20 protein-coding genes, 1 tRNA gene and 1 pseudogene are annotated in these 23,217 nt (G+C 59.3%); 18 read left to right on the top strand and 4 right to left on the bottom strand.

Annotated features, from left to right (window positions below; genetic code table 11):
• The first annotated feature begins 12 nt into the window (after positions 1-12).
• The 3 genes from pgaB to pgaD are packed head-to-tail and all read left to right on the top strand — an operon-like array spanning position 13 to position 3,891.
• A complete protein-coding gene (pgaB, locus tag ACIP1X_RS08290) occupies positions 13-2,010 on the top strand; it encodes a poly-beta-1,6-N-acetyl-D-glucosamine N-deacetylase PgaB (RefSeq protein ID WP_400751034.1) in 1,998 nt (665 codons plus the stop codon).
• 1 nt (position 2,011) lies between these two features.
• Positions 2,012-3,367 (top strand): poly-beta-1,6-N-acetyl-D-glucosamine synthase, encoded by a 1,356-nt coding sequence (pgaC, locus tag ACIP1X_RS08285; RefSeq protein WP_159811944.1) that lies wholly within the window; start codon positions 2,012-2,014, stop codon positions 3,365-3,367.
• The gene (gene pgaD, locus ACIP1X_RS08280; protein WP_159811945.1) at positions 3,364-3,891 is read left to right on the top strand and encodes a poly-beta-1,6-N-acetyl-D-glucosamine biosynthesis protein PgaD; all 528 of its coding nucleotides are present in this window, start codon (positions 3,364-3,366) and stop codon (positions 3,889-3,891) included. Before pgaC ends, pgaD begins: the two co-directional genes overlap by 4 nt.
• 236 nt (positions 3,892-4,127) lie before the next feature.
• Here the strand turns inward: pgaD and ACIP1X_RS08275 are convergent, their stop codons facing one another.
• The gene (locus ACIP1X_RS08275; RefSeq protein ID WP_400751031.1) at positions 4,128-5,651 is read right to left on the bottom strand and encodes an FAD-dependent oxidoreductase; all 1,524 of its coding nucleotides are present in this window, start codon (positions 5,649-5,651) and stop codon (positions 4,128-4,130) included.
• 139 nt (positions 5,652-5,790) lie between these two features.
• On the opposite strand from ACIP1X_RS08275, the gene ACIP1X_RS08270 reads away from it, so the two are divergent.
• The 7 genes from ACIP1X_RS08270 to ACIP1X_RS08240 all read left to right on the top strand — a co-directional run bounded on the left by ACIP1X_RS08270 (position 5,791) and on the right by ACIP1X_RS08240 (position 10,362).
• On the top strand, positions 5,791-6,351 hold the full coding sequence (locus tag ACIP1X_RS08270) for a YbhB/YbcL family Raf kinase inhibitor-like protein (RefSeq protein ID WP_053116460.1): 561 nt from the start codon (positions 5,791-5,793) through the stop codon (positions 6,349-6,351).
• An 88-nt stretch (positions 6,352-6,439) separates the two neighbouring features.
• Positions 6,440-8,125: a von Willebrand factor type A domain-containing protein gene (locus tag ACIP1X_RS08265; RefSeq protein ID WP_400751027.1), complete on the top strand. Its 1,686-nt coding sequence runs from the start codon at positions 6,440-6,442 to the stop codon at positions 8,123-8,125.
• A 30-nt stretch (positions 8,126-8,155) separates the two neighbouring features.
• Positions 8,156-8,737: an RNA polymerase sigma factor gene (locus ACIP1X_RS08260; RefSeq protein ID WP_400751097.1), complete on the top strand. Its 582-nt coding sequence runs from the start codon at positions 8,156-8,158 to the stop codon at positions 8,735-8,737.
• Positions 8,734-9,330, top strand: coding sequence for a hypothetical protein (locus ACIP1X_RS08255; protein ID WP_400751024.1), 597 nt, complete (start codon positions 8,734-8,736; stop codon positions 9,328-9,330). The genes ACIP1X_RS08260 and ACIP1X_RS08255 overlap by 4 nt, the downstream gene beginning before the upstream one ends.
• A 19-nt stretch (positions 9,331-9,349) precedes the next feature.
• Positions 9,350-9,616 (top strand): hypothetical protein, encoded by a 267-nt coding sequence (locus ACIP1X_RS08250; protein ID WP_400751021.1) that lies wholly within the window; start codon positions 9,350-9,352, stop codon positions 9,614-9,616.
• A 138-nt stretch (positions 9,617-9,754) separates the two neighbouring features.
• Entirely contained in the window at positions 9,755-10,051 is a 297-nt protein-coding gene (locus tag ACIP1X_RS08245) for a type II toxin-antitoxin system Phd/YefM family antitoxin (RefSeq protein ID WP_400751018.1), read from the top strand.
• Complete coding sequence (locus ACIP1X_RS08240; protein ID WP_400751015.1) at positions 10,051-10,362, top strand: type II toxin-antitoxin system RelE/ParE family toxin; 312 nt, start codon at positions 10,051-10,053, stop codon at positions 10,360-10,362. Before ACIP1X_RS08245 ends, ACIP1X_RS08240 begins: the two co-directional genes overlap by 1 nt.
• A gap of 69 nt (positions 10,363-10,431) precedes the next feature.
• Here ACIP1X_RS08240 and ACIP1X_RS08235 read toward each other — a convergent pair.
• A tRNA-Arg gene (locus tag ACIP1X_RS08235) sits at positions 10,432-10,508 on the bottom strand.
• A 431-nt stretch (positions 10,509-10,939) separates the two neighbouring features.
• On the opposite strand from ACIP1X_RS08235, the gene gabD reads away from it, so the two are divergent.
• The 3 genes and pseudogenes from gabD (at position 10,940) to ACIP1X_RS08220 (ending at position 15,193) form a co-directional block, all read left to right on the top strand.
• Positions 10,940-12,382, top strand: coding sequence for an NADP-dependent succinate-semialdehyde dehydrogenase (gabD, locus tag ACIP1X_RS08230; protein ID WP_400751012.1), 1,443 nt, complete (start codon positions 10,940-10,942; stop codon positions 12,380-12,382).
• Positions 12,383-12,567: 185 nt separating this feature from the next.
• Positions 12,568-13,844: pseudogene (gene gabT / locus ACIP1X_RS08225) on the top strand (4-aminobutyrate--2-oxoglutarate transaminase).
• A gap of 137 nt (positions 13,845-13,981) precedes the next feature.
• Positions 13,982-15,193, top strand: a complete 1,212-nt coding sequence (locus tag ACIP1X_RS08220; protein ID WP_212546331.1) for a response regulator — start codon at positions 13,982-13,984, stop codon at positions 15,191-15,193.
• A 163-nt stretch (positions 15,194-15,356) separates the two neighbouring features.
• Here the strand turns inward: ACIP1X_RS08220 and ACIP1X_RS08215 are convergent, their stop codons facing one another.
• Together ACIP1X_RS08215 and desA are read right to left on the bottom strand one after the other, a co-directional pair.
• Positions 15,357-16,346, bottom strand: a complete 990-nt coding sequence (locus ACIP1X_RS08215) for a GGDEF domain-containing protein (RefSeq protein ID WP_400751009.1) — start codon at positions 16,344-16,346, stop codon at positions 15,357-15,359.
• Positions 16,347-16,583: 237 nt separating this feature from the next.
• Positions 16,584-17,765: a delta-9 fatty acid desaturase DesA gene (gene desA / locus ACIP1X_RS08210; protein ID WP_400751006.1), complete on the bottom strand. Its 1,182-nt coding sequence runs from the start codon at positions 17,763-17,765 to the stop codon at positions 16,584-16,586.
• 146 nt (positions 17,766-17,911) lie between these two features.
• Between desA and dibA the strand changes: the two genes are divergently transcribed.
• From dibA to ACIP1X_RS08185, 5 genes are all read left to right on the top strand, one after another.
• Positions 17,912-19,831 carry a phosphodiesterase DibA gene (gene dibA, locus ACIP1X_RS08205; RefSeq protein ID WP_400751003.1) on the top strand — a complete coding sequence of 640 codons (1,920 nt, stop codon included), beginning with the start codon at positions 17,912-17,914 and terminating at the stop codon, positions 19,829-19,831.
• 323 nt (positions 19,832-20,154) lie between these two features.
• Entirely contained in the window at positions 20,155-20,337 is a 183-nt protein-coding gene (gene oscA, locus ACIP1X_RS08200; protein ID WP_034151822.1) for a sulfur starvation response protein OscA, read from the top strand.
• Between the two features lie 149 nt (positions 20,338-20,486).
• The gene (locus ACIP1X_RS08195) at positions 20,487-21,500 is read left to right on the top strand and encodes a sulfate ABC transporter substrate-binding protein (RefSeq protein ID WP_008080017.1); all 1,014 of its coding nucleotides are present in this window, start codon (positions 20,487-20,489) and stop codon (positions 21,498-21,500) included.
• Positions 21,501-21,704: 204 nt separating this feature from the next.
• Complete coding sequence (gene cysT / locus ACIP1X_RS08190; protein ID WP_008080019.1) at positions 21,705-22,523, top strand: sulfate ABC transporter permease subunit CysT; 819 nt, start codon at positions 21,705-21,707, stop codon at positions 22,521-22,523.
• Positions 22,524-22,536: 13 nt separating this feature from the next.
• Positions 22,537-23,217: sulfate ABC transporter permease (locus tag ACIP1X_RS08185; protein ID WP_400751000.1), on the top strand; the 681-nt coding region annotated here is incomplete at its 3' end.

Here is a 23,217-nt window from a genome sequence, read left to right as displayed (position 1 = left end):
AAGAGTTTGAAGATGCCATTGATTTCGCGTTTCATCCTTCTGCTGGGAGCGCTGTTGATCAGCGCTTGCGCCCAGCAAGCTCCGGCCTTCGCGCCGCCGTCCGAGCGTCCGGTGGCGGCCAGCGAAAAACCGTGGCCGAAAAACCACGTACTCGGTATCGCCTACCACGATATCGAGGATCGCGATCCCGATCAGGCCGTGGTAGCGGTGCGCACCGAGCGCATGATCGAACAACTCGCCTGGCTGCGTGAGAACGGCTACAAACCGGTCACGGTCGACCAGATCATGGCGGCGCGCAAGGGCGGCCCGGAGCTGCCGGCGAAAGCGATTCTGCTCAGCTTCGACGATGGTTATTCGAGCTTCTACACCCGCGTGCTGCCGGTGTTGCGCGCCTATAACTGGCATGCACTGCTGGCGCCAGTCGGCAGCTGGATCGACACGCCGCTGAACCAGCCGGTGGATTTCGCCGGCACACCGCGTGCGCGTTCCGACTTCCTCACCTGGGATCAGGTGCGCGAAATCTCGAAATCCGGTCTGGTGGAAATCGCTGCGCACACCGACGCCAACCACAAAGGCATTCTGGCCAACCCGCAGGGCAACATGCAGCCTGCCGCCGCGACCCGTCGCTACGATCCGGTGACCAAACGTTATGAATCCGAGGCCGATTTTCAGGCGCGGATCCGCACCGACGTGAACAACATCTCGGAGAAAATCCGCAAGGTCACCGGCAAGAAACCACGGGTCTGGGTCTGGCCGTATGGCACGGCGGACGGTACTTCGCTGACCGTGGTCGGTGAGGAGGGCTATGAAATGGCCCTGACCCTCGATGACGGCCTCGATACCCTCGACAACCTGATGAGCAGCCCGCGCTTCCTCGTCGCCTCCGACCCTGACGGCGAGCATTTCGCCAACAGCGTCGTCGCGGTGCAGTCCGATTTCGCCATGCGCGTGGTGCACGTCGACCTAGACAACGTCTACGACCCGGATCCGGCGCAACAGGACATCAACCTCGGCAAACTGGTGCAGCGCATGGCTGACCTCGGGGCCAACACCGTGTTCCTGCAAGCCTTTGCCGATCCGAAGGGCGATGGCCTGGTGCATTCGCTGTACTTCCCCAACCGTCATTTGCCAGTGCGCGCCGACCTGTTCGACCGCGTCGCCTGGCAACTGCGCACCCGCGCTCACGTGAAAGTATTCGCGTGGATGCCAGTGCTGAGTTTTGGCCTCGATTCGAAGCTGCCGCGCGTGACGCGCTGGGATCCGAAAACCGGCACCACGTCGGTCGATCCGGATCAGTACCAACGCCTGTCGCCGTTCGATCCGGAAGTGCGGCGGATCATCGGTGAAATCTACGAAGACGTGGCGCGACTGACCTCGGTCGACGGCATTATTTATCACGACGATGCGGTGCTTTCGGATTTCGAAGACGCCGGCCCGCAGGCGCTGAAGGTTTACGCCGCCAACGGTCTTCCGGGTTCGATCGCCGCACTTCGCGATGATCCGGCGGCGATGCAGCGCTGGACGCGTTTCAAGAGCAAATACCTCATCGATTTCACCAACGAGCTGACTGCCAAAGTCCGCGCCATTCGTGGCCCGCAGGTGCAGACCGCGCGCAATATTTTCGCCGAGCCGATGATCAATCCGGCCAGCGAAGCGTGGTTCGCGCAGAACCTCGACGACTTCCTCGCGACCTACGACTGGACGGCGCCAATGGCCATGCCATTGATGGAAAAACAGACGCAGGCGCAGTCCGGGCCGTGGCTGGAAGCGCTGGTCGAAATCGTCAAAAAACGTCCCGGGGCACTGGATCGCACCGTGTTCGAATTGCAGGCACGGGACTGGACGAAAAAAGACCAGGCCGACATTGACGCAGCGGTGATGGCGGACTGGATGGGCCGTCTCAAGCGTCAGGGCGCGACCAGTTTCGGTTACTACCCGGACAACTTCCTCGACAACCTGCCAGACCTGAAAATCGTAAGGCCTGCACTCTCCAACAAATGGAATCCATAACATGCTGGATAGACTGTTAGCCCTGCTTGTTCTGGCGATCGTCCTCGGCGTTCCGCTGGGGCTGATCTTCCTGGTGACCGGGCAGTTCCTGATGGACTTCGTGTTCTTCTACCCGTTGTTCATGTCCGGGTTGTGGATTGCCGGTGGCCTGTATTTCTGGCTGCACTGGGAACGCCACTGGCCGTGGAAGGACGACACCCTGCCGCCGCCACTGGAAGGCGAACCGCTGATCTCGATCCTGATCCCTTGCTACAACGAAGGTGACAACGCTGCCGATACGATCCACGCGGCGCTGGCTCAGCATTACCCGAACATCGAAGTTATCGCGATCAACGACGGCTCCAAGGACAACACCGCGCAAGTACTCGACGCATTGGCCAAGGAAGATCCGCGCCTGCGTGTTCTTCACCTGGCGGAAAACCAGGGCAAGGCTGTGGCCCTGCGCATGGGCGCAATTGCCGCGCGCAGTGAATATCTGGTGTGCATCGATGGTGATGCGCTGCTGGCGCCGAACACGGCGGCCTATCTGGTTGCGCCGATGCTGGACAACGCACGCCTTGGCGCGGTCACCGGCAACCCACGGATCCGCACACGTTCGACGCTGGTCGGGCGAGTGCAGGTTGGCGAGTTCTCTTCGATTATCGGTTTGATCAAACGCACGCAACGGGTGTTCGGGCGGATCTTCACCGTGTCCGGTGTGATCGTCGCGTTCCGCCGTACCGCGCTGAACCGGGTGGGCTACTGGAGCCCGGACATGATCACCGAAGACATCGACATCAGCTGGAAGCTGCAACTCGATCACTGGAGCATCTTTTACGAGCCGCGCGCGCTGTGCTGGATTCTCATGCCGGAAACCCTCGGCGGCTTGTGGAAGCAACGTCTGCGTTGGGCTCAGGGCGGCGCAGAAGTGCTGTTCAAAAACATTCGCGGCATCTGGCAGTACCGCCATCGTTACCTGTGGCCGCTGCTGTTCGAATACTGCCTGTCGACCGGTTGGGCGTTCACCTTCCTGTTGTCGGTGATTTTCTGGGGCGTCGGCAAATTCGTGGTCATGCCGGAAGCGATTGCGGTGGATCACCTGATGCCGCCGGCCTTCACCGGTTTGCTGTTGGCTTTCGTCTGCCTGGTGCAGTTCGCAGTCAGCATCATCATCGACCGCCGCTATGAGCCGGGTCTGGGCAAGACCATGTTCTGGGTGGTCTGGTATCCATTGGTGTTCTGGCTCATCAGCCTGCTGACCACGCTGGTCAGTTTTCCGAAAGTACTGTTCGGCCAACATCAGAAACGTGCGCGTTGGGTCAGCCCTGACCGGGGCATCAAACCGCTCGGCGACGACGAAGAAGAGGTCATCAAATGAAAATCATCCGGACTCGCCAGCGGCCATTCCTGGTAGTGATCGACGTGATCCTCACCGTGTTGGCGTGGGTTGGCCTGCTGTATCTGCTGATTCGCGGATTGTGGCCGTTGATCGAGACGCATGCGGGCGCGCCGCGTATCGACAACTCGGCGTTCGATGCGCTGGGCACGTTGCAGATCTACATGTGGATTGCGTTGGTCAACGCGGTGGTGCTGATTTCCTGGGCGCGCTATCAACAGCGTAAAAGTCGCAGCTTCGCCCAGCGTCGATTGCCGTCGCCGGTGATTGACGATGAAGGGCTGAGCAAGAGCTTCAAGCTGTGCGATGACCGTTTTCAAAAGCTGCGCACGCCGGGCGTGATGACCATTCACAACGATCAGGACGGCGACATCAGCCATGTGGTGACGCATTTCTGGCCAGTCAAACAGGCCGAATTGCCAGCACCGCTGGCACCGCTGGAACACCCACGGGTGATCTTTCTGCATGCCGAAGATGACGAAAATCGCGAGCCTTTGACCCGGTAACCCAGTGCTTGACCGATCGTTCCCACGCTCCGCGTGGGAATGCCTCTTGGGACGCTCCGCGTCCACTGACGCGGAGCGTCACGGGCTGCATTCCCACGCTGGAGCGTGGGAGCGATCAAACGCTGGATCAAAGCTCGAAGCACCTGTAGGAGCTGCCGAAGGCTGCGATCTTTTGATTTTAAAGATCAAAAGATCGCAGCCTCCGGCAGCTCCTACACGGGACACGGGATCGGTGATCAGATCTGGATGAGGGCCCAGGCTTCTTCCATCATTAGCGGTTGTTTCATGCGTTCGGCGAGCATTGCCATCGCTCGTTCCTTTTCGCAGGCCACCGCGGCGACCAGAATGCCGTTTCTGCCGAACAACCCAATAAACGGCGGATGCTCCGGCTCGCCAAGAAACTCTACTTCATCCCAATGCTCGGCGTGTCCGAGGTAGTCGTAATTCTTGCCAAAATGCCACGTCCAGAAAAACGGCACGTCCAGATAATGCTCCTCGCCGCCAAGCATATTGGCCGCCGCGATGCGCGCATGTTGCTGAGCCAGGCGCCAGTGTTCGATGCGCTGCGGCTGGCCGTGCAGCGGGAAGGTGGCGATGTCGCCAATCGCCCACAGTCCTTCGGTAACGCGCATGCCGTCATCAACGCGCAAAGATTGATCTTTTTCCCTCGGCAGTGACGCGAACGCCTCAGTCGCCGGGTGCACGCCAATACCCGCCAGCACCAGATCGGCTGAAATGCGCAGTCCGTTGTCCAGCAGCACCGCCTCGACTTTGCCGTCGCCAATGACCTCTGTCGCCTCATGATCGGTGATGAATTTCACGCCTTTTTCTTCATGCAGGGCGCGGATCGCTTTGCCCACCGCCTCGCCGAATTGCGCCGCGAAAGGAATTTCGTGGCGCGCCAGCACCGTGACGTCGAGACCGTGCTGGCGCAGGGCCGAGGCGCATTCGAGGGCGATAAAGCTGTCGCCGATGATCACCGCGCGTTGATCGGGGCTGGCCGCTTTCATGATCTGTTCGGCCTGGGCTTTTGAGCGCAGGACGAAAACTTGCGGCAGGTCGGCGCCGGGCAATTCCAGTGGATTGGGTTCGCCGCCAGTGGCGAGTACGGCTGCGTCGTAGCTCAGCGTTTGGCCGTCATTGAAATGGAGGCTTTTAGTCTCGGCATCGATGGAGGTGATTTCGCTTCGCTGGCGTTCGATGCGCTGCTCTTTATAAAAACTTTCATCTCGCAGCGGCGGTGTTTCTTCCGGCGGCATGTCCCCGGCGAGGACAAATTTGCTCAGCACGGTGCGGTCGTAACCGGCGTCGGGTTCGCGGTCGATCATCACGATGCGACCACCAAAACCCTTTTCCCTCAAGGCCGCCGCACACGCGGTGCCTGCTGCCCCCGCGCCGACGATCACGAAAGTGCGTGAATCGTCCGCCGGCGGGGTGTGCGGATCCGCCAGCGCTTGGTCATCGACCCAAACCTCATCGCCACGCAATTCCAATGGATAACGCTTGAGACTGTCGAGCGCTGGAGGCTCGCACAACGCGCCGTCCTCCGCCCGAAAAGCCGCCTTGTGCCACGGGCAAATCAGCCGTCCGTGACACAACGCGCCGTCAGCCAGTGGCGCGCCGGCGTGTGGGCATTCGCCCTGAAACGCGCGTAGCTGGCCTCCCGCACGCAGCAAAACGATCTTGCAGTCGCCGATTTCAACTTGCAGGCCACGGTCTTCAGGGACATCGGCGAAGCGGGCGACACGGTGCAGGGACATGATCGGCTTCCTCACGGGCATTTCTCTTACGAGTTTGCGCCGTGGTGCGAGGTTCAGCGATTTCCTGGTGCCACGGCACGAACGGTACAGCTATAGTCTGCAAGCCGACGACGGCCCAACTGCACAAGGTGCTCCCGGAATGACCCGATTGACCTCTCTCAACCCTTGGCTGGCGGCCATTGCCGTCGCCCTTTGCGTGCAGTTTCCGGCGCAGGCCCAGGAGCGTTTCACCCTGAGCATCCCGGGTGTTTCCGACAACCGTCTGTTCACCTCGGCAGCGGCCAGCGATGCGGCCGGTTGCGGTGGCAAGAATCAGTCGCCGGCATTGAGCTGGAACGCCGGCCCGACGGGTACCCAGAGCTACGCGATCGTCATGCACGATCCGGACGGCCAGAAAGGTCTGGGCGTTGATCACTGGATTCACTACGGCATCAAAGCCACGACGCACCAGATTGCGGCCGGTGTCGGTGCGAAATCCGCGTTCGAAGGCGTCGGCGGCACCAACAGCAAGGGCAACACCCATTACATGGGCCCATGCCCACCAGTGGGCGATAGCGCGCACCACTACATCATCCAGATCTACGCCCTTGATCTGGCCCCGGACGCCTTGCCGGCTGGTCTGACCCGCGCCGAACTGATGGAAAAAATCAAAGGTCATGTGCTGCGCAACAGCAGTGCGGTGCGGCGTTATCACCGCTGAAAATATTTTCAGCGGCGTTTAACCCGAACTGAAGGGGCGGCCCGTCTCAGTGGATGAATGATCAATTTCATCCCCGAGGTCAGCCCCCATGTCCCGTCCTGTGTATTTCTTGCGGCCCGTTGCTGTCGGTGTGTTGCTGGTGGTGGCCGGCTGCGGCGTTTCCTCCAACCCGGAATCCGCTGCAGTGCCGGCGCCCGCTCAGCCTGCGCAATTGATCCAGCAGGAAGCGCTGATGGCCGACAGCACAATGGCTAAACGCGCGTTGTACAAAATGCCCAACGCGGGCAGCGCGCCGATGCCGCAGAGCGAAAGTTATCCACAAGGCTATCGCGACGAGCAGCGCGAGCAATATCAGGCCTTGGCCGATAACCCGATTCACAGCGTCGCCGAAACCCCGGTTTCAACCTTCAGCGCCGACGTCGATACCGGTGCTTATGCCAACGTCCGCCGTTTGCTTAATCAAGGACGGCTGCCGCCGGAAGGTGCGGTGCGGCTCGAGGAAATGGTCAATTACTTCCCTTATGACTACGCGCTGCCGAGCGATGGCTCGCCGTTTGGCGTGACCACCGAGCTGGCCGCGTCACCGTGGAACCCGCACACGCGCTTGCTGCGCATCGGCATCAAGGCTTCCGATCGCGCGGTGGCGGAATTGCCTCCGGCCAATCTGGTGTTTCTGGTCGATGTGTCCGGCTCGATGGATCGTCGTGAAGGCTTGCCGATGGTGAAAAGCACGCTGAAATTGCTGGTCGATCAATTGCGCGATCAGGATCGCGTGTCGCTGGTGGTCTACGCCGGCGAATCGAGAGTGGTGCTTGAACCGACTTCCGGACGGGAAAAAACGAAAATTCGTACAGCCATCGAGCAATTAACCGCTGGTGGCTCGACCGCAGGCGCTTCAGGCATCGAACTGGCCTATCAAATGGCGCAGCAGGCCTTCATCGGCAAAGGCATCAACCGCATCCTCTTGGCCACCGACGGTGATTTCAACGTCGGGGTCAGCGACTTCGACAGCCTCAAGCAAATGGCTGTGGATAAACGCAAAACCGGAATCTCCCTGACCACTCTTGGTTTTGGTGTGGATAACTACAATGAACACTTGATGGAACAGTTGGCTGACGCCGGCGATGGCAACTATGCCTACATCGACAACCTGCGCGAGGCGCGCAAGGTGCTAGTCGATCAACTCGGTTCGACCCTCGCCATCGTCGCGAAAAACGTCAAGTTGCAGGTGGAGTTCAACCCGGCGCAGGTCAGCGAATATCGCCTGCTCGGCTACGAAAACCGCGCGTTGAAGCGTGAGGATTTCAGCAATGACAAGGTCGATGCCGGCGAAATCGGTGCAGGCCATACGGTGACCGCGCTGTACGAAATTGTTCCGGCAGGCGAGAAGGGTTGGTTGGAGCCGTTGCGATACGGTAAATCGACGCCAGCGGTTTCTGACGCGAACGGGGAATTGGCGATGCTGCGTGTGCGATATCAACAGCCCGAAGGTGGGAAAAGTCTGCTGATCGAGCGGCCGATTGCCAATCAGGTGAAAAGCGCCAGCGAAGATCTGCGTTTTGCCGCTGCGGTCGCCGCGTTTTCCCAGCAACTCAAGGACGGCCGCTACACCGGCGATTTCAGCCTGAAAGACACCGAAACGCTGGCCCGTGGCGCTCGTGGTGACGACCGTTTCGGCTTGCGCAACGAGTTCGTGCAACTGGTGCAGCTGGCGCAGAGTCTGCGCACTTCTACCGCATCGAATGCGCAGGCCACTGAACAACGGATTGAATAAGTGAATCGTCTGAAGGGTTTTATCAGCCAGTTGTTTGCTTCGGCAGACAGCCCGACCGCCAGCAGCGATGAATCGCTGCTGGCGCGTTATCGCGAGGGCGACGGCGCGGCGTTCGAGCTCTTATACGCCCGTCATCGACAGGGTTTGTACCGGTTTCTGCTTGGGTTGAGCGGTAAACCGGAATTGGCCGATGAGGTGTTTCAGGAAACCTGGCTCAGCCTGATCCGCAGCGCCAGTCAGCCACAAGGTCGCGCGACATTTCGTACGTGGCTGTTCCAGATTGCACGCAACCGCCTGATCGATCACTGGCGCAAACATGGCGCGCAACAACCGCTGCACGACAGTTATGAGGAACAAACTCACGCGGTCAGCGATGAAGCGAGCGATCCCGAGCAACTGCTGAGCCTCAGCCGCGACAGCCAGCGCCTCGAAAGCGCCCTGCAAACCTTGCCCGCCGACCAGCGCGAAGTGTTCTTGCTGCGCGCGCACGGCGACCTCGACCTGGCACAAATCGCCAGCCTCACCGAAACACCGCTGGAAACCGTCAAAAGCCGCTTGCGCTACGCCCAGCAAAAACTGCGTCGGCTGCTGGCCGAGGAGGTACTCACATGACTGACGCCCGCCAGACACCCGAAGATCCGCTGATCAAATACGTGCGCGAACAGCACAACGCTGAACCGCCCGCGCATCTCGACGCATTCATCCTCAATACCGCGCGCCGCGAAACGCCTGCGGTGCAACCGAGCCTGTGGCAACGCTGGTTGCGGGCCTGCCGAAAACCGCGCTGGCAAGTCGCATTCGCCAGCCTCGTTGGCGTCGCGTTGATGTTGTCGCTGGTGCAGCGCACGCCCGAACCGCTGCGCCAATACGACTACGCCCCGGCGCCGAAACTCGCTGTGCCGATGGCCGAAGAGGATTCCGCGCAACTGCACCGATTGTCCGCCCCGGCAGCGCCCCGAGCCGCGCCCGCGCCGATGATGGAAATGGCCGCGCCAATGCAAAGCCAGGCGATCAGCGCGGATGAAGCCAAGGTCAGCAAGCGCGCCGCCGCCCCACCCAATGGCCTCGACGAACAACTGCGCGAAGTCCTGCGCCTGCGCGAATCCGGCCAATCGCAAGCCGCCGACAGCCTGTTCAACAACCTGCACAAACGCTACCCGAACGTCGATCTCGACGCCCGACTCGAACAGTTGCAAGAAAAATGACCCTGCAAACCTCAGCCATTTGGCAATGCCCCGCAAAAACGCGCACTATCGGGGCATTGCCAATACGCCGGAGGACAACGTGGCATCGAAAATTGACCGCATTGCCCAACTGCTCAACTGCCCGCAAAAGGGCGAAGAGATGCGGCGCGCTATTACTGAGGCACGTAAGGAATTTCTGCTGAACCAGCCGGAAGAAGACGTCGTTGATGAGGACGAGGTTTTTGAGGAGGTTGAGGGGGAAGAGGATGACGAAGAATATGATGAGTTTGATTGGACGACGGAGTAATGCCGCTTTGGCGGATTCTGGCTTCAAGTTGTAAACACTCTCCCTTTCCCGGTTTCTTTTACAGACTCATAAGCATTGACCCTCCTTCTCTAAAAAGAGCACTATAAGGTACTTTTTTCTGTACCTTTTGGAGTCGCCATGGAGCAGTTGCTTGCGAGTCGTTCGGTGAGTATTACTGAACTGAAACGGAGCCCGAGTACGGTGATTGAACAGGCGGGTTCAGAACCCATTGCTGTTCTCAATCACAATCGTCCCGCTGCCTATCTCCTGGCGCATGCGACTTATCAGGAGTTGCTGGATCGCCTTCGAGCTGCCGAGTTACGCGAGGCGATTGCGGCCAGCCGCAATGATCCCCGTCCGGCAATCGCCGCTGACACTGTATTCGATGAGCTTGATGCGCTTATAGATGGTGTTGAAGCTGAGCAAAGTCGTTGATGAGGCGGTTGTTTTTTTCCGCGATTTCACGGGAGGATTTGCAGCAGATTGCCCGCTTTATCGCTCGCGATAATCCCAAGCGCGCACGTTCTTTCGTTGGCGAGTTACGCGTACGGTGCGATCACTTGATCGCTCAGCCTAATCAAGGCATTCCGCGAGAGGATTGTGCCAAGGGGCTGAAGATGATCACTCATGCTCGTTATTTGATTTTTTACTCGATCGTAGAGGGAGACGTTCAGATAGAGCGGGTTTTGCACAGTGCGCGAGATCTTGCCCGATTGTTTGAAGCTGTAGGTGCTGAGCCTCAGTAGAATTGAAATGCAATCGCCCACAAAAAAGCCCCGGACTTCATCAGTCCGGGGCTTTCTCGTTTAGATCAATGGTGCACCAGGCGGGATTCGAACCCACGACCCCTGCCTTCGGAGGGCAGTACTCTATCCAGCTGAGCTACTGGTGCAGCGGGCGACATCATACCTAGGTCGGCTCGGGGCGTCCATGCTGGGGTTTGTCAGTGCGCGTGTCCGCTGAAATCACTGTATTCCTTAAAGCTGTAACGTCCTGCAAAACCCTCGCTTGGCGCTTTCGCGGGGTTGATCTATGGTTTTGCTGCGGCACCGGGTTTGGCTCGTTGATCTGAAAAATCCGGCAAAAGCGGCGTTTTTGTTCTTTTTTTCGAACGACCTATTGTCCTTTAACCCCTTTGATCCTACGATCCGTTTGAGATTTCAAACGCTCGTTGAGCGGGTGTTGAAGCGCCAGTGGTTCGAATCGTCCACGATTGATGCGCCACACCCGGTCACTGATTTCCCTGACGGCAGCCTTGCGAGGCGCCTTTCTACAATCATAATTTGCTCCGCGCAGGCCGCGGTGCTGTTAAGGAAAGCCGACATGCAGCTTAAAGACACCCAGTTGTTCCGCCAGCAAGCCTTCATTGATGGCGCTTGGGTCGATGCGGACAACGGTCAGACGATCAAGGTCAATAACCCGGCAACTGGCGAAATCCTCGGCACCGTGCCGAAGATGGGCGCTGCCGAAACCCGCCGTGCCATTGAAGCCGCTGACAAAGCGCTGCCGTCCTGGCGTGCACTGACCGCCAAGGACCGTGCGAACAAGCTGCGTCGCTGGTTCGAACTGATCATCGAGAACCAGGACGACCTCGCTCGCCTGATGACGCTCGAGCAGGGCAAGCCGCTGGCCGAAGCCAAGGGCGAAATCGTTTACGCCGCTTCGTTCATCGAATGGTTCGCCGAAGAAGCCAAGCGCATCTACGGTGACGTGATTCCGGGTCACCAGCCAGACAAGCGTCTGATCGTTATCAAGCAGCCAATCGGCGTTACTGCGGCTATCACCCCGTGGAACTTCCCGGCAGCGATGATCACCCGTAAGGCCGGCCCTGCGCTGGCTGCCGGTTGCACCATGGTGCTCAAGCCTGCTTCGCAAACTCCATTCTCCGCATTCGCTCTGGCTGAACTGGCTCAGCGTGCCGGCATTCCTGCTGGCGTATTCAGCGTGGTGTCCGGCAGCGCCGGCGACATCGGCAGCGAGCTGACCAGCAACCCGATCGTGCGCAAACTGTCCTTCACCGGCTCGACCGAAATCGGCCGTCAGCTGATGGCTGAATGCGCCAAGGACATCAAGAAAGTTTCGCTGGAACTGGGCGGCAACGCACCGTTCATCGTGTTCGACGATGCGGACCTGGATAAGGCCGTCGAAGGCGCGATCATTTCCAAATACCGCAACAACGGTCAGACCTGCGTCTGCGCCAACCGTCTGTACATTCAGGATTCGGTCTACGACGCGTTCGCCGAGAAGCTGAAAGTGGCTGTGGCCAAACTGAAGATCGGCAACGGTCTGGAAGACGGCACCACCACTGGCCCGCTGATCGACGAAAAAGCTGTGGCCAAGGTCAAAGAACACATTGCTGACGCCGTAGCCAAAGGCGCGACCGTGCTGGCCGGTGGCAAAGCGATGGAAGGCAACTTCTTCGAACCGACCATCCTGACCAACGTGCCGAAAAATGCTGCTGTGGCCAAGGAAGAAACCTTCGGTCCGCTGGCGCCGCTGTTCCGCTTCAAAGACGAAGCCGAAGTGATCGCGATGTCCAACGACACCGAGTTCGGTCTGGCTTCGTACTTCTACGCTCGCGACCTCGGTCGCGTGTTCCGTGTCGCGGAAGCGCTGGAGTACGGCATGGTTGGCGTCAACACCGGGCTGATCTCCAATGAAGTCGCGCCGTTCGGCGGCATCAAGGCTTCGGGCCTGGGCCGTGAAGGCTCCAAGTACGGCATCGAAGATTACCTGGAAATCAAATACCTCTGCCTGGGCATCTAAGCCCGGTCAAAGATCGCTGCAAACGCAAAGGGCACGAGAGCGCTGTCCCTTTGCGTCGTTTCAAACCGGAATTTTCTCTGCGGCCGGGAACGCCGTGGCAGTCGATCATCGCATGCTGCCACCGTCGCTTCCTCCCGCTTAATCCTTGAACAACGCCGCCCGATGAGCGGCGAATGAGGACTGTAATGAGCAAGACTAACGCTGAACTGATGGCCCGCCGTACCGCAGCTGTTCCACGTGGTGTTGGCCAGATTCACCCGATCTTCGCTGAGTCGGCAAAAAACGCTACCGTGACTGACGTTGAAGGTCGTGAGTTCATCGACTTCGCCGGCGGTATCGCTGTACTGAACACCGGCCACGTGCACCCGAAAATCATCGCCGCCGTGACCGAACAGCTGAACAAGCTGACCCACACTTGCTTCCAGGTGCTGGCTTACGAGCCGTACGTAGAAGTGTGCGAAAAAATCAACGCGAAGATCCCGGGTGATTTCGCCAAGAAAACCCTGCTGGTTACCACCGGTTCCGAAGCCGTCGAAAACGCCGTGAAAATCGCCCGTGCCGCCACTGGCCGTGCTGGCGTGATCGCCTTCACCGGCGCTTACCACGGTCGCACCATGATGACCCTGGGCCTGACCGGTAAAGTCGTGCCTTACTCGGCCGGCATGGGCCTGATGCCGGCGGCATCTTCCGCGCGCTATACCCGAACGAACTGCACGGCGTAAGCATCGACGATTCGATCGCTTCGATCGAACGCATCTTCAAGAACGACGCCGAGCCGAAAGACATCGCCGCGATCATCATCGAGCCTGTACAGGGTGAAGGTGGTTTCTACGTCGCGCCGAAAGAGTTCATGAAGCGCCTGCGCGCTCTGTGCGACCAGCACGGCATCCTGCTGATCGCTGACGAAGTACAGACTGGCGCTGGCCGTACCGGTACCTTCTTCGCCATGGAACAGATGGGCGTTGCTGCCGACCTGACCACCTTCGCCAAATCCATCGCTGGCGGCTTCCCGCTGGCCGGTGTCTGCGGCAAGGCCGAATACATGGACGCCATTGCTCCAGGCGGCCTGGGCGGCACCTACGCCGGTAGCCCGATCGCATGCGCCGCTGCGCTGGCCGTGATGGAAGTGTTCGAAGAAGAGAACCTGCTTGATCGCTGCAAAGCAGTCGGCGAGCGTCTGGTGACTGGCCTGAAGGCTATCCAGGCCAAGTACCCGGTGATCGGTGAAGTCCGTGCGCTGGGCGCGATGATCGCTGTTGAGCTGTTCGAAAACGGCGACAGCCACAAGCCGAACGCTGCAGCAGTGGCATCGGTTGTGGCCAAGGCACGCGACAAGGGTCTGATCCTGCTGTCCTGTGGCACCTACGGCAACGTTCTGCGCGTACTCGTACCGCTGACCTCGCCGGACGAGCAACTGGACAAAGGTCTGGCGATCATCGAAGAGTGCTTCTCCGAGCTCTGATCACCCAGTGTGACCTGATCGACAAAAAACCCGCTTCGGCGGGTTTTTTTACGCCCCTTGAAACACATCGGGGGCTTTAGCACTGTATCGAAAGGCCAGCATTGGCTAAGGTTCAGGCATTGCAAGGGAGAGCGCGCATGACTGCCGTTGATTTACCCGCCGTACCCCGAGTGCTGATTGCCGAGGCCGACCCGTGGTCGCGCGACCTGCTCAAACAAGTGCTGCTGAACGTGCGTTGCGATGCGCGGCTGGATCTATGTGCCGATGGCCAGCAAGCGATGTCGTTGCTCAGCGAAGTGCCGTATGACCTCGCTATCGTCGACTGGGAGCTGCCCGGCATCGATGGTTTGAACGTGCTGCGCAGCGTGCGGCAGCGCAAACGCAATCCGCCGCTGCCGTTCATTCTGATGAGCAGCCGCAACGACAGCGCCAGCGTGCGCGAAGCGATTCCGCTGGCGCCGACGGCGTATCTGACCAAGCCGCTGAACATGGAAAGCCTGACCCAGCGTTTGCAGGGGTTGCTGCTCAATGCCGGGGAAGAGGTGTTCTGCGAAGTGCCGGCGCTGGCGCCGGGTATGACGCTGTCGGTGTTTCTCGAGCGACGCCGTGAGCAGGCCGACGGCGCGCCGCTGATGACCGATGTGCAGGTGGCGGTGAAGCGCAGCCTCAACCCTGGCGGGCTGGATCTGAAGGTGCTCGAAGATGAGATAAAAACCGATCCGCAGATCACTGCCGTGTTGATCGCTGCCGCCAACAGCGCCGCGCAACACCATGGCGCGCCCGTGCAGACACTGGCGCAGGCACTGCACCGGCTCGGTACCGGGCAGAGCATGAACTTGATTCTGGGGCTGGCGCTCAAGCGTAGCGCCAGGCTCAGCGATCCGTGTCTGGCGGATTATGCCGAGCGTTATTGGGGGCTTTCGCTGCACACCGCTGAATACGCGCGCACGTTGGCGCGTTTGCTCGATCTGGATCAGGAGCGCTGCTACTGCGCGGGGATGCTGCATCGGTTGGGTGATCTGGCGTTGCTGCGTTGTTTGCAGGAATGGCAGCAGGCCGGTGGGGCGCTGGATGAGCTGGAGGAGGTTGGTGAGGCGCTGGCGGAATTTGGTGCGGCGTATGGATCGGCGTTGCGCACGCGCTGGCGATTGCCGCTGGAGCTGCGTGAGCTGATTGCGGCGGTGTATCAACTCGGTGGCGGGGTGTATTCCCGTGAAGCGCTTGTGATGAACATGGCGGCGCAAATGGCGCACCTGACTGAGCATGAAGGCATAGAAGAATTGGCGAAAAGCCGCACGGCACGGCTGCTCAAGATCGGCTTGCCGGAGCTGATGCGGATGCGTAAGTAACCCGCCCACACCTTTCTTATAAGAGTCGAGACTTTGTGTTGAGGGGATTTATCCCCGATGGACTGCGCAGTAGTCCCCCTCTTTTTGAATCAAAAAGGGGGGCGCTTCGCACCCCATCGGGGATAAATCCCCTCGCCACAGGTTCGCATTTCAAATCGAATATTCAGGCAGAGATAATGCGGTTTTTGCCTTGGCGCTTGGCTTCGTACATCGCTGCATCCGCGCGGGCGAACAGGCTGTCGAGGCTTTCATCTTCGTCGGTGAGGCTGGTCAGGCCCTGGCTCACGGTGATGCTGAAGGTCTGGCCATCGTGGTTGAAACCCAGACGTTGAATCTCCTGTTGCAAGCGTTCCGCGACCTGCATCGCCATGTCCGGCGCGCACCCCGGAAACACCGCCGCAAATTCCTCCCCGCCAATCCGCCCAAACAGATCACCGCGACGCAAAGATCCGCGCCCGCACTCGGCGACTCGCTGCAACACGTTGTCGCCCTCGGGATGCCCGTAACTGTCGTTGATCACTTTGAAGTCATCAATATCCAGCAGCAAAAACGCCATCGGCGAACCTTGCAACCGCGCCTCTTCAAACTCGCGGTGGGCGCATTCGAAGAAGTGTCGGCGGTTGCTGCTTTGTGTCAGCACGTCGGTGGTCGCCAGACGATGCAGCTCGGTTTCCATCTGCTTCTTTTCGGTGATGTCTTCGGCAATGCCGACGATGATCACCGGTTGTCCGCTATCGTCCTGACGGTTGATAAAGCATTTGTCGCTGAGCCAGCGGATCTGGCCATCGGCGGCGATGATGCGGTATTCGCGATCTTCCACCGCGCCCTTGTGCAGGACTTCGGCGAGACTGCGTTCGGCGTATTCGAGGTCGTCGGGGTAGATGCTGTCGCGCCACTGGTTGTAGTCGGCGAGGAGAAGGCCGGCGGAGCGGCCGAAAATCCGTTCATACGCGGGGCTGACGTACAGCACCTGACGGGTTTCCCAGTTAAACGCCCAAAGCACCGCGTTGACACTGACCAGCAGCGAGCTGAACAGCTGTTCGCGTTCGCTTAAGCGGGCGACTTCGCCTTGGGCGTGCATCAAGGCCATGAGGGTTTGCGCGGCTTCGGGCCACTGCGGGAAAGATGAGTCTTTTTGGTTGTTATTGACCATCGGCACAAGTCTCAAAGGGCGTGCCGCAATCGACAACGGCCACAGAACAGCCCGCCGGGATGGCGAAGTGTCTTTGAGATAGGGGATTTTGGGCGAAGTTCCCGGATTTTGCAGGGGAAGGGGGGATTGCCGCTGGGTGGTGCTGCAACCGCGTTTTAATTGTTAAAACGCGGTTGCAGGTTTTGCGACTGCTGCGCAGCCGAACGGGGATAAATCCCCTCGCCACAGGGGACAGCGTTAGGCAGTAGGGCGCAGAGAGTAGGTTTTCAGTTGGCCGGCGAAGTCGCGCAGAGACTGGATGCCGCTGGCTTCCGCTTCGTGAACCCACTCTTTGATGGCGGCGAGCATGTCGTGTCGATTGGAGCTGGTCTTGACCCAGATCTGCTGCAGGGCCAGGCGTTTTTCGTAAATCACCTTCAGTGCCTGGCTGTGCTCGAGCATGTTCTGGATGCGCAAGTGGTGACGGTCTTCCAGCAGGCTGGTTTCCCGCGACAGCAGGCGCTTGGCCCGGTGGAACTGGTGACGCACCGAGTGATCGACCTTGGCCAGTTCTTGCTGAACCAGTGGGCCGATCACCAATTTGCGGTACTGGGCCATGATCTGGAAGCGGTTGTTGAGGATCGCCATCGCGGTGTCCATGTCCAGATTGCCCTTGCCTTCGACACGGTGGGCGATCGGTGCAACGCGCTGAACCTTGGCCAGACGGAAGAAGCTGAAGACTTTGATCCACGCCCAACCGAGGTCGAACTCCCACTTCTTCACCGACAGCTTGGCCGAGTTCGGGTAGGTGTGATGGTTGTTATGCAGTTCTTCGCCGCCGATCAGGATGCCCCACGGCACCAGATTGGTCGCCGCGTCGCGGCATTCGAAGTTGCGATAGCCGACCGCGTGACCGAGACCGTTGATGACGCCAGCGGCCCACACCGGGATCCACATCATCTGGATCGCCCAGATGGTGATGCCGATGGTGCCGAACAGCATCAGGTCGATAACGCCCATGATCGCCACGCCCAGCAGCGGATAACGGCTGTAGACATTGCGTTCGATCCAGTCTTCCGGGCAGTTCTTGCCGTAGATGCGCAGGGTTTCCGGGTTCTGCGCTTCGGCGCGGTACAGCTCGGCACCGGTACGCAGCACGGTGGAAAGACCTTTGATGACCGGGCTGTGCGGGTCATCCTCGGTTTCGCACTTGGCGTGGTGTTTACGGTGGATGGCTGTCCACTCGCGGGTGTTCTGCGCCGTGGTCAGCCACAGCCAGAAACGGAAGAAATGTTTCAGGCCAGCATTCAGCTCCAGCGAGCGATGGGCCGAATAACGGTGCAGATAGACGGTGACGGCTACAATCGTCACGTGGGTCATCAGCAGGGTGACCGCGACCAGAGACCAGGCCGACAAGCCAAGAAAACCTTCGTACCACATAGGCTATAGGGCCCTCGATAAAGATAAAAACAGCCGTTGCATTATCACTAAGCACACAGATAAAACCAGTCGCCCTTTCAGATAAGAGTCGCTGGATGTTACTTGGCCTATAATTCCAACCTTTTTGTAGGGACATGGACAGCCGAATGTCTGCCACTTATCGCGATGCCTTGCGTGCAGCGCTGCTCTATCTCGTGCTTGCCGCTGTCTGGTTGCAAGGTTCTGATTATTTATTAAACAATTTCTTCGATAACTCCGTCGATCTTGCTCGTTGGCAACTGATCAACGGTTATCTGTTTGCGGCGGTCAGCGCCGGGCTGATTTTTCTGGCGCGGGCGCGGTTGTGTGAGTTTCTCGGTATCGGAGCGCGGTTGCGCGAACGTCACGCTGATCGCGAGCGTCTGCGGCAGGCGGCGGCCGTGTTCGATTGCACCCGCGAAGGCGTGCTAGTCACTGATCGTCAGGGGCTGATCGTCCACGTTAACCGCGCCTTTATCGAAATCACCGGTTATCAGCGTGAAGAGGTCATCGGTCAACGGCCGAGCCTGTTCAAGTCCGGCCACCATCCGCCGGGCTTCTATCAGGCGATGTTCGCCACGTTGGCGTCGCAGGAAGAGTGGAGCGGCGAAATTTGGAACCGGCGTAAAAGCGGCGAGATTTATCCACAATGGCAAACCATCCGCGTCATTCACGATGATCGCGGAGAGGTCAGCCATTACGTGGCGGTGTTTTCCGACATAACCGCGATCAAGGATTCCGAGCACGAACTCAAACGCCTCGCCCACCACGATCCATTGACTGATCTGCCCAATCGCCTGCTGTTCAGCGATCGCGCCGAGCAAGCGCTGACGTCTGCGCAGACCCACAAACGTGGCTGTGCGCTGCTGCTGATCGATCTGGATTTCTTCAAAATGATCAACGACAGCCTCGGGCATAACGTCGGTGATCGGCTACTCAAAGCGGTGGCGTCGCGGTTGCAGGAGCTGTTCGGCCCCGGCATCACCCTGGCGCGGCTCGGCGGTGACGAGTTCGCGGTGCTCGCGGAAAGTTGTCCACAGCCTGCGCAAGCGGCGGCGCTGGCCCAGCGCGTTCTCGATGGCTTCAAAGAACCGTTCTGCATCGACGGCCACGAACTGTTCATCAATGCCAGCATCGGCATCAGCCTGTTCCCCAGCGATGCCTTGAGCGCGGAACAACTGTTGCGCAACGCCGATGCCGCACTGTTCAAAGCCAAGAACAGCGGGCGCAACGGTTACGCCTTGTACACCGAAGAACTCACCGCTCACGCTCAGCAAAGGGTCGAACTCGCTTTCGAACTGCGCCGCGCGCTGGAACTGCAAGAGCTGCGCGTCTACTACCAACCGGTGCATGACCTGAAAACCAGTCGCCTGATCGGCGTAGAAGCGCTGGTGCGCTGGCAGCATCCGCAGCGTGGACTGGTGTCGCCGGCGGAATTCATTCCGATTGCCGAGCGCACCGGGTTGATTGCCGAAATCGACGCCTGGGTGATGCAGCAGGCTTGCCAACAAATGTGCGAGTGGCAGCGGGCCGGGGTGGTGCTGTCGTTTGTCGCGGTGAATGTTTCGTCGCGGTTGTTTGCGCGGCGTGAACTGTATCAACAAGTGGCACAGGTGCTGCGCGAGACTGGGCTGGATCCGGCGTATCTGGAGCTGGAAGTTACAGAGAGCGCGGTGATGGACGATCCGGAAGTGGCGCTAGAGCAGATGCACCGCTTGCGTGAGTTGGGGATTCGTCTGGCGATTGATGATTTCGGTACCGGTTATTCGTCGCTGTTGCGGCTCAAGCGCTTGCCGGTGCAGAAATTGAAGATCGATCAGGGATTTGTTGCAGGTTTGCCGTGGGATGAGGACGACGCGGCGATTGTCCGGGTGATTATCGCGCTGGCGCGGAGCATGGGCATGCAGGTGCATGCGGAAGGGATCGAGCAGGCGGAACAGGCCGTGTTTTTGCTGGAGCAGGCATGTGATCTGGGGCAGGGGTATTGGTTTGGGCGGCCGGTGCCGGCGTTGGAGATTGATTGGATGAAAGCACCTGTTATTGGCTGACAGCTGACACAAAACCTGGGTGCACACAAAACCTGAGGTGAATACAAAACCTGTGGCGAGGGGATTTATCCCCGTTGGACTGCGCAGCAGTCCCCAAATTTTCAGGGTCGCTTCGCAACCCAACGGGGATAAATCCCCTCGCCACAGGGTTATCTGTCGCTCACAGATCGGCGCAAACCCTTGCCCCGCCACATAATGTTTTTCAGTTATATAAACATTCTTAAATAGTCTTTTTAAGAATATCCGCGCCTCTCTTATATTGCTCCCACGCCGAACGCAGTGCCGCCCACTGCCAGGCATATCCCATTCAAAGGAGCAGCACCATGAGCGCATCCCTTCGCAGCGTTGACGGTCAGGACGAAACCACCATTTTGCGTGAAATCCAGAGCGCACTGCGCGATCTGCGATTTGGCGCGGTGGAGATCACTGTGCACAACGCGCAAGTCGTGCAGATCGAACGCAAAGAGAAATTCCGTTTGCAGCAACCGGGTAAGCAACCGGGCTGAGTGAAGATCAAAAGATCGCAGCCTGCGGCAGCTCCTACAGGGGGCTGTGTGTGTAGGAGCTGCCGAAGGCTGCGATCTTTGAACCGGCACCACGATTTGCGAAATACATAAGAAAAAAGCCACCACCCAGAATTCCAGGAGCTTTCACCATGTCGTCGATTCGCCGTTACGCTTTGGCCGCCCTGGCCAGTGCTGTGTTTGCCGGTTCTGCCGTTGCCAAGGATTACGAGCTGCTCAACGTGTCGTATGACCCGACGCGCGAGCTGTATCAGGACTACAACGCTGAATTCATCAAGTTCTGGCAGAAAGATCACGCTGGCGACACCGTGAAAATCCAGCAATCCCACGGTGGTTCGGGCAAGCAGGGTCGTGCAGTGATCGACGGTCTGCGCGCTGACGTGGTGACTCTGGCTCTGGCCGGCGACATCGACGAAATCGCCAAACTCGGCAAGACCCTGCCGGCCGATTGGCAGAAGCGTCTGCCGGAAGCGAGCACGCCGTACACCTCGACCATCGTCTTCCTGGTGCGCAAGGGCAACCCGAAAGGCATCAAGGACTGGGGCGATCTGGTCAAGAACGACGTCTCGGTGATCACCCCGAACCCGAAAACCTCCGGCGGCGCACGCTGGAACTTCCTCGCCGCGTGGGCCTACGGCCTGAAAGCCAATGGCGGTGACGAAGCCAAAGCTAAAGAATACGTACAAACCCTGTTCAAGCACGTGCCGATCCTCGACACCGGTGCGCGCGGTTCGACCATTACTTTCGTCAACAACGGTCAGGGCGACGTGTTGCTGGCCTGGGAAAACGAAGCGTTCCTGGCCCTGAAAGAAGATGGCGGCGCCGACAAGTTCGACATCGTCGTGCCTTCGCTGTCGATCCTCGCCGAGCCGCCAGTGGCCGTGGTCGACAAAAACGCCGAGAAGAAGGGCAACGAGCAGATCGCCGAAGCGTATCTGAAACACCTGTACAGCCCGGCCGGTCAGGAAATCGCCGCGAAAAACTTCTACCGTCCGCGTGACAAAGAAGTCGCTGCCAAATACGCCCAGCAGTTCCCGAAACTGGATCTGGTGACCATCGACAAAGACTTCGGCGGCTGGAAAACTGCGCAACCGAAATTCTTCAACGACGGTGGCGTGTTCGACCAGATTTATCAGGCGCAGTAATCTGACTTCAAAACTGTGGGAGCGGGCTTTTGTGGCGAGGGGATTTATCCCCGTTGGGCAGCGAAGCTGCCCCAAAACCTTCACATGCGGTGTATCTGGTTTTCCGCATTTGCCGATTTTGGGGCTACTGCGTAGCCCAACGGGGATAAATCCCCTCACCACAAGTTCACTCCCACATTGATGCGTTTTTAACCAAGGACTTTTATGTCGCGTCGTATCTCCCCCGTCATACCCGGCTTCGGGCTGACGCTGGGTTACACCTTGGTGTACCTCAGCCTGATTGTGCTTATCCCGCTGGCGGCGATGTTCGTCCACGCCGCTCAACTCACCTGGGATCAGTTCTGGGCGATCATCTCCGCACCGCGCGTGCTGGCGGCATTGAAGCTGAGCTTCGGCACCGCGCTGTGTGCCGCGATCATCAACGGCATCATCGGTACGCTGCTGGCGTGGGTGCTGGTGCGTTACACGTTCCCGGGGCGCAAGGTGATCGACGCGATGATCGATCTGCCCTTCGCGCTGCCGACCGCCGTAGCCGGTATCGCGCTGACCGCGCTGTACGCTCCGGCCGGTCTGGTCGGGCAATTCGCCGCTGACCTCGGTTTCAAAATCGCTTACACCCCGCTCGGTATCACCCTGGCGCTGACTTTCGTCACGCTGCCATTCGTAGTGCGTACGGTGCAGCCGGTATTGGCCGACATCCCTCGTGAAGTCGAAGAAGCCGCCGCGTGCCTCGGTGCGAAACCCCTGCAGGTGTTCCGCCACATCCTCGTCCCCGCGCTGCTGCCCGCCTGGCTCACCGGTTTTGCCCTGGCGTTCGCGCGTGGCGTCGGCGAGTACGGTTCGGTGATTTTCATCGCCGGCAACATGCCGATGAAAACCGAGATCCTGCCGCTGCTGATCATGGTCAAACTCGACCAATACGATTACACCGGCGCCACCGCTATCGGCGTGTTGATGCTGGTGGTTTCCTTCGTCCTGTTGCTGCTGATCAACTTGCTGCAGCGGCGCATCGAAACCCCATAAGGAGGCGCGAACAATGTCCCAATCGTCTATTGCGGCCGCCTCTTCGGCCAACGCTGCACGCCGTGGCAGTGCCACTTCGCGCAGAGTCCTGATCGGCCTTGGCTGGCTGGTCTTTTTCCTGTTTCTGCTGCTGCCGTTGTTCATCGTTGTATCGCAGGGTTTGAAGAATGGCCTCGGCGCATTTTTCACCGCGATCTTTGAACCGGACGCACTGTCGGCACTGAAACTCACCGTGTTCGCCGTGCTGATTTCGGTGCCGTTGAACCTGGTGTTCGGCGTCAGCGCCGCATGGTGCGTGAGCAAGTACTCGTTCCGTGGCAAGAGCATGCTGGTGACGCTGATCGACCTGCCGTTCTCGGTGTCGCCGGTGATTGCCGGTCTGGTCTACGTGCTGATGTTCGGCGCGCAGGGCCTGTTCGGGCCATGGCTGCAGGATCACGACATCCAGATCGTCTTCGCCTTGCCGGGCATCGTGCTGGCGACGATCTTCGTCACCGTGCCGTTCGTGGCCCGTGAGCTGATCCCGCTGATGCAAGAACAAGGCACGCAGGAAGAAGAAGCCGCGCGACTGCTCGGCGCCAATGGCTGGCAGATGTTCTGGCATGTCACCGTGCCCAACATCAAGTGGGGCCTGATCTATGGCGTGGTGCTGTGTACCGCGCGGGCCATGGGTGAATTCGGTGCGGTGTCGGTG

The sequence above is a fragment of the Pseudomonas sp. NPDC088885 genome (genome assembly GCF_044750025.1).
Classification (GTDB): domain Bacteria; phylum Pseudomonadota; class Gammaproteobacteria; order Pseudomonadales; family Pseudomonadaceae; genus Aquipseudomonas; species Aquipseudomonas rustica.
This window is presented reverse-complemented; position numbering and strand designations above follow the sequence as displayed.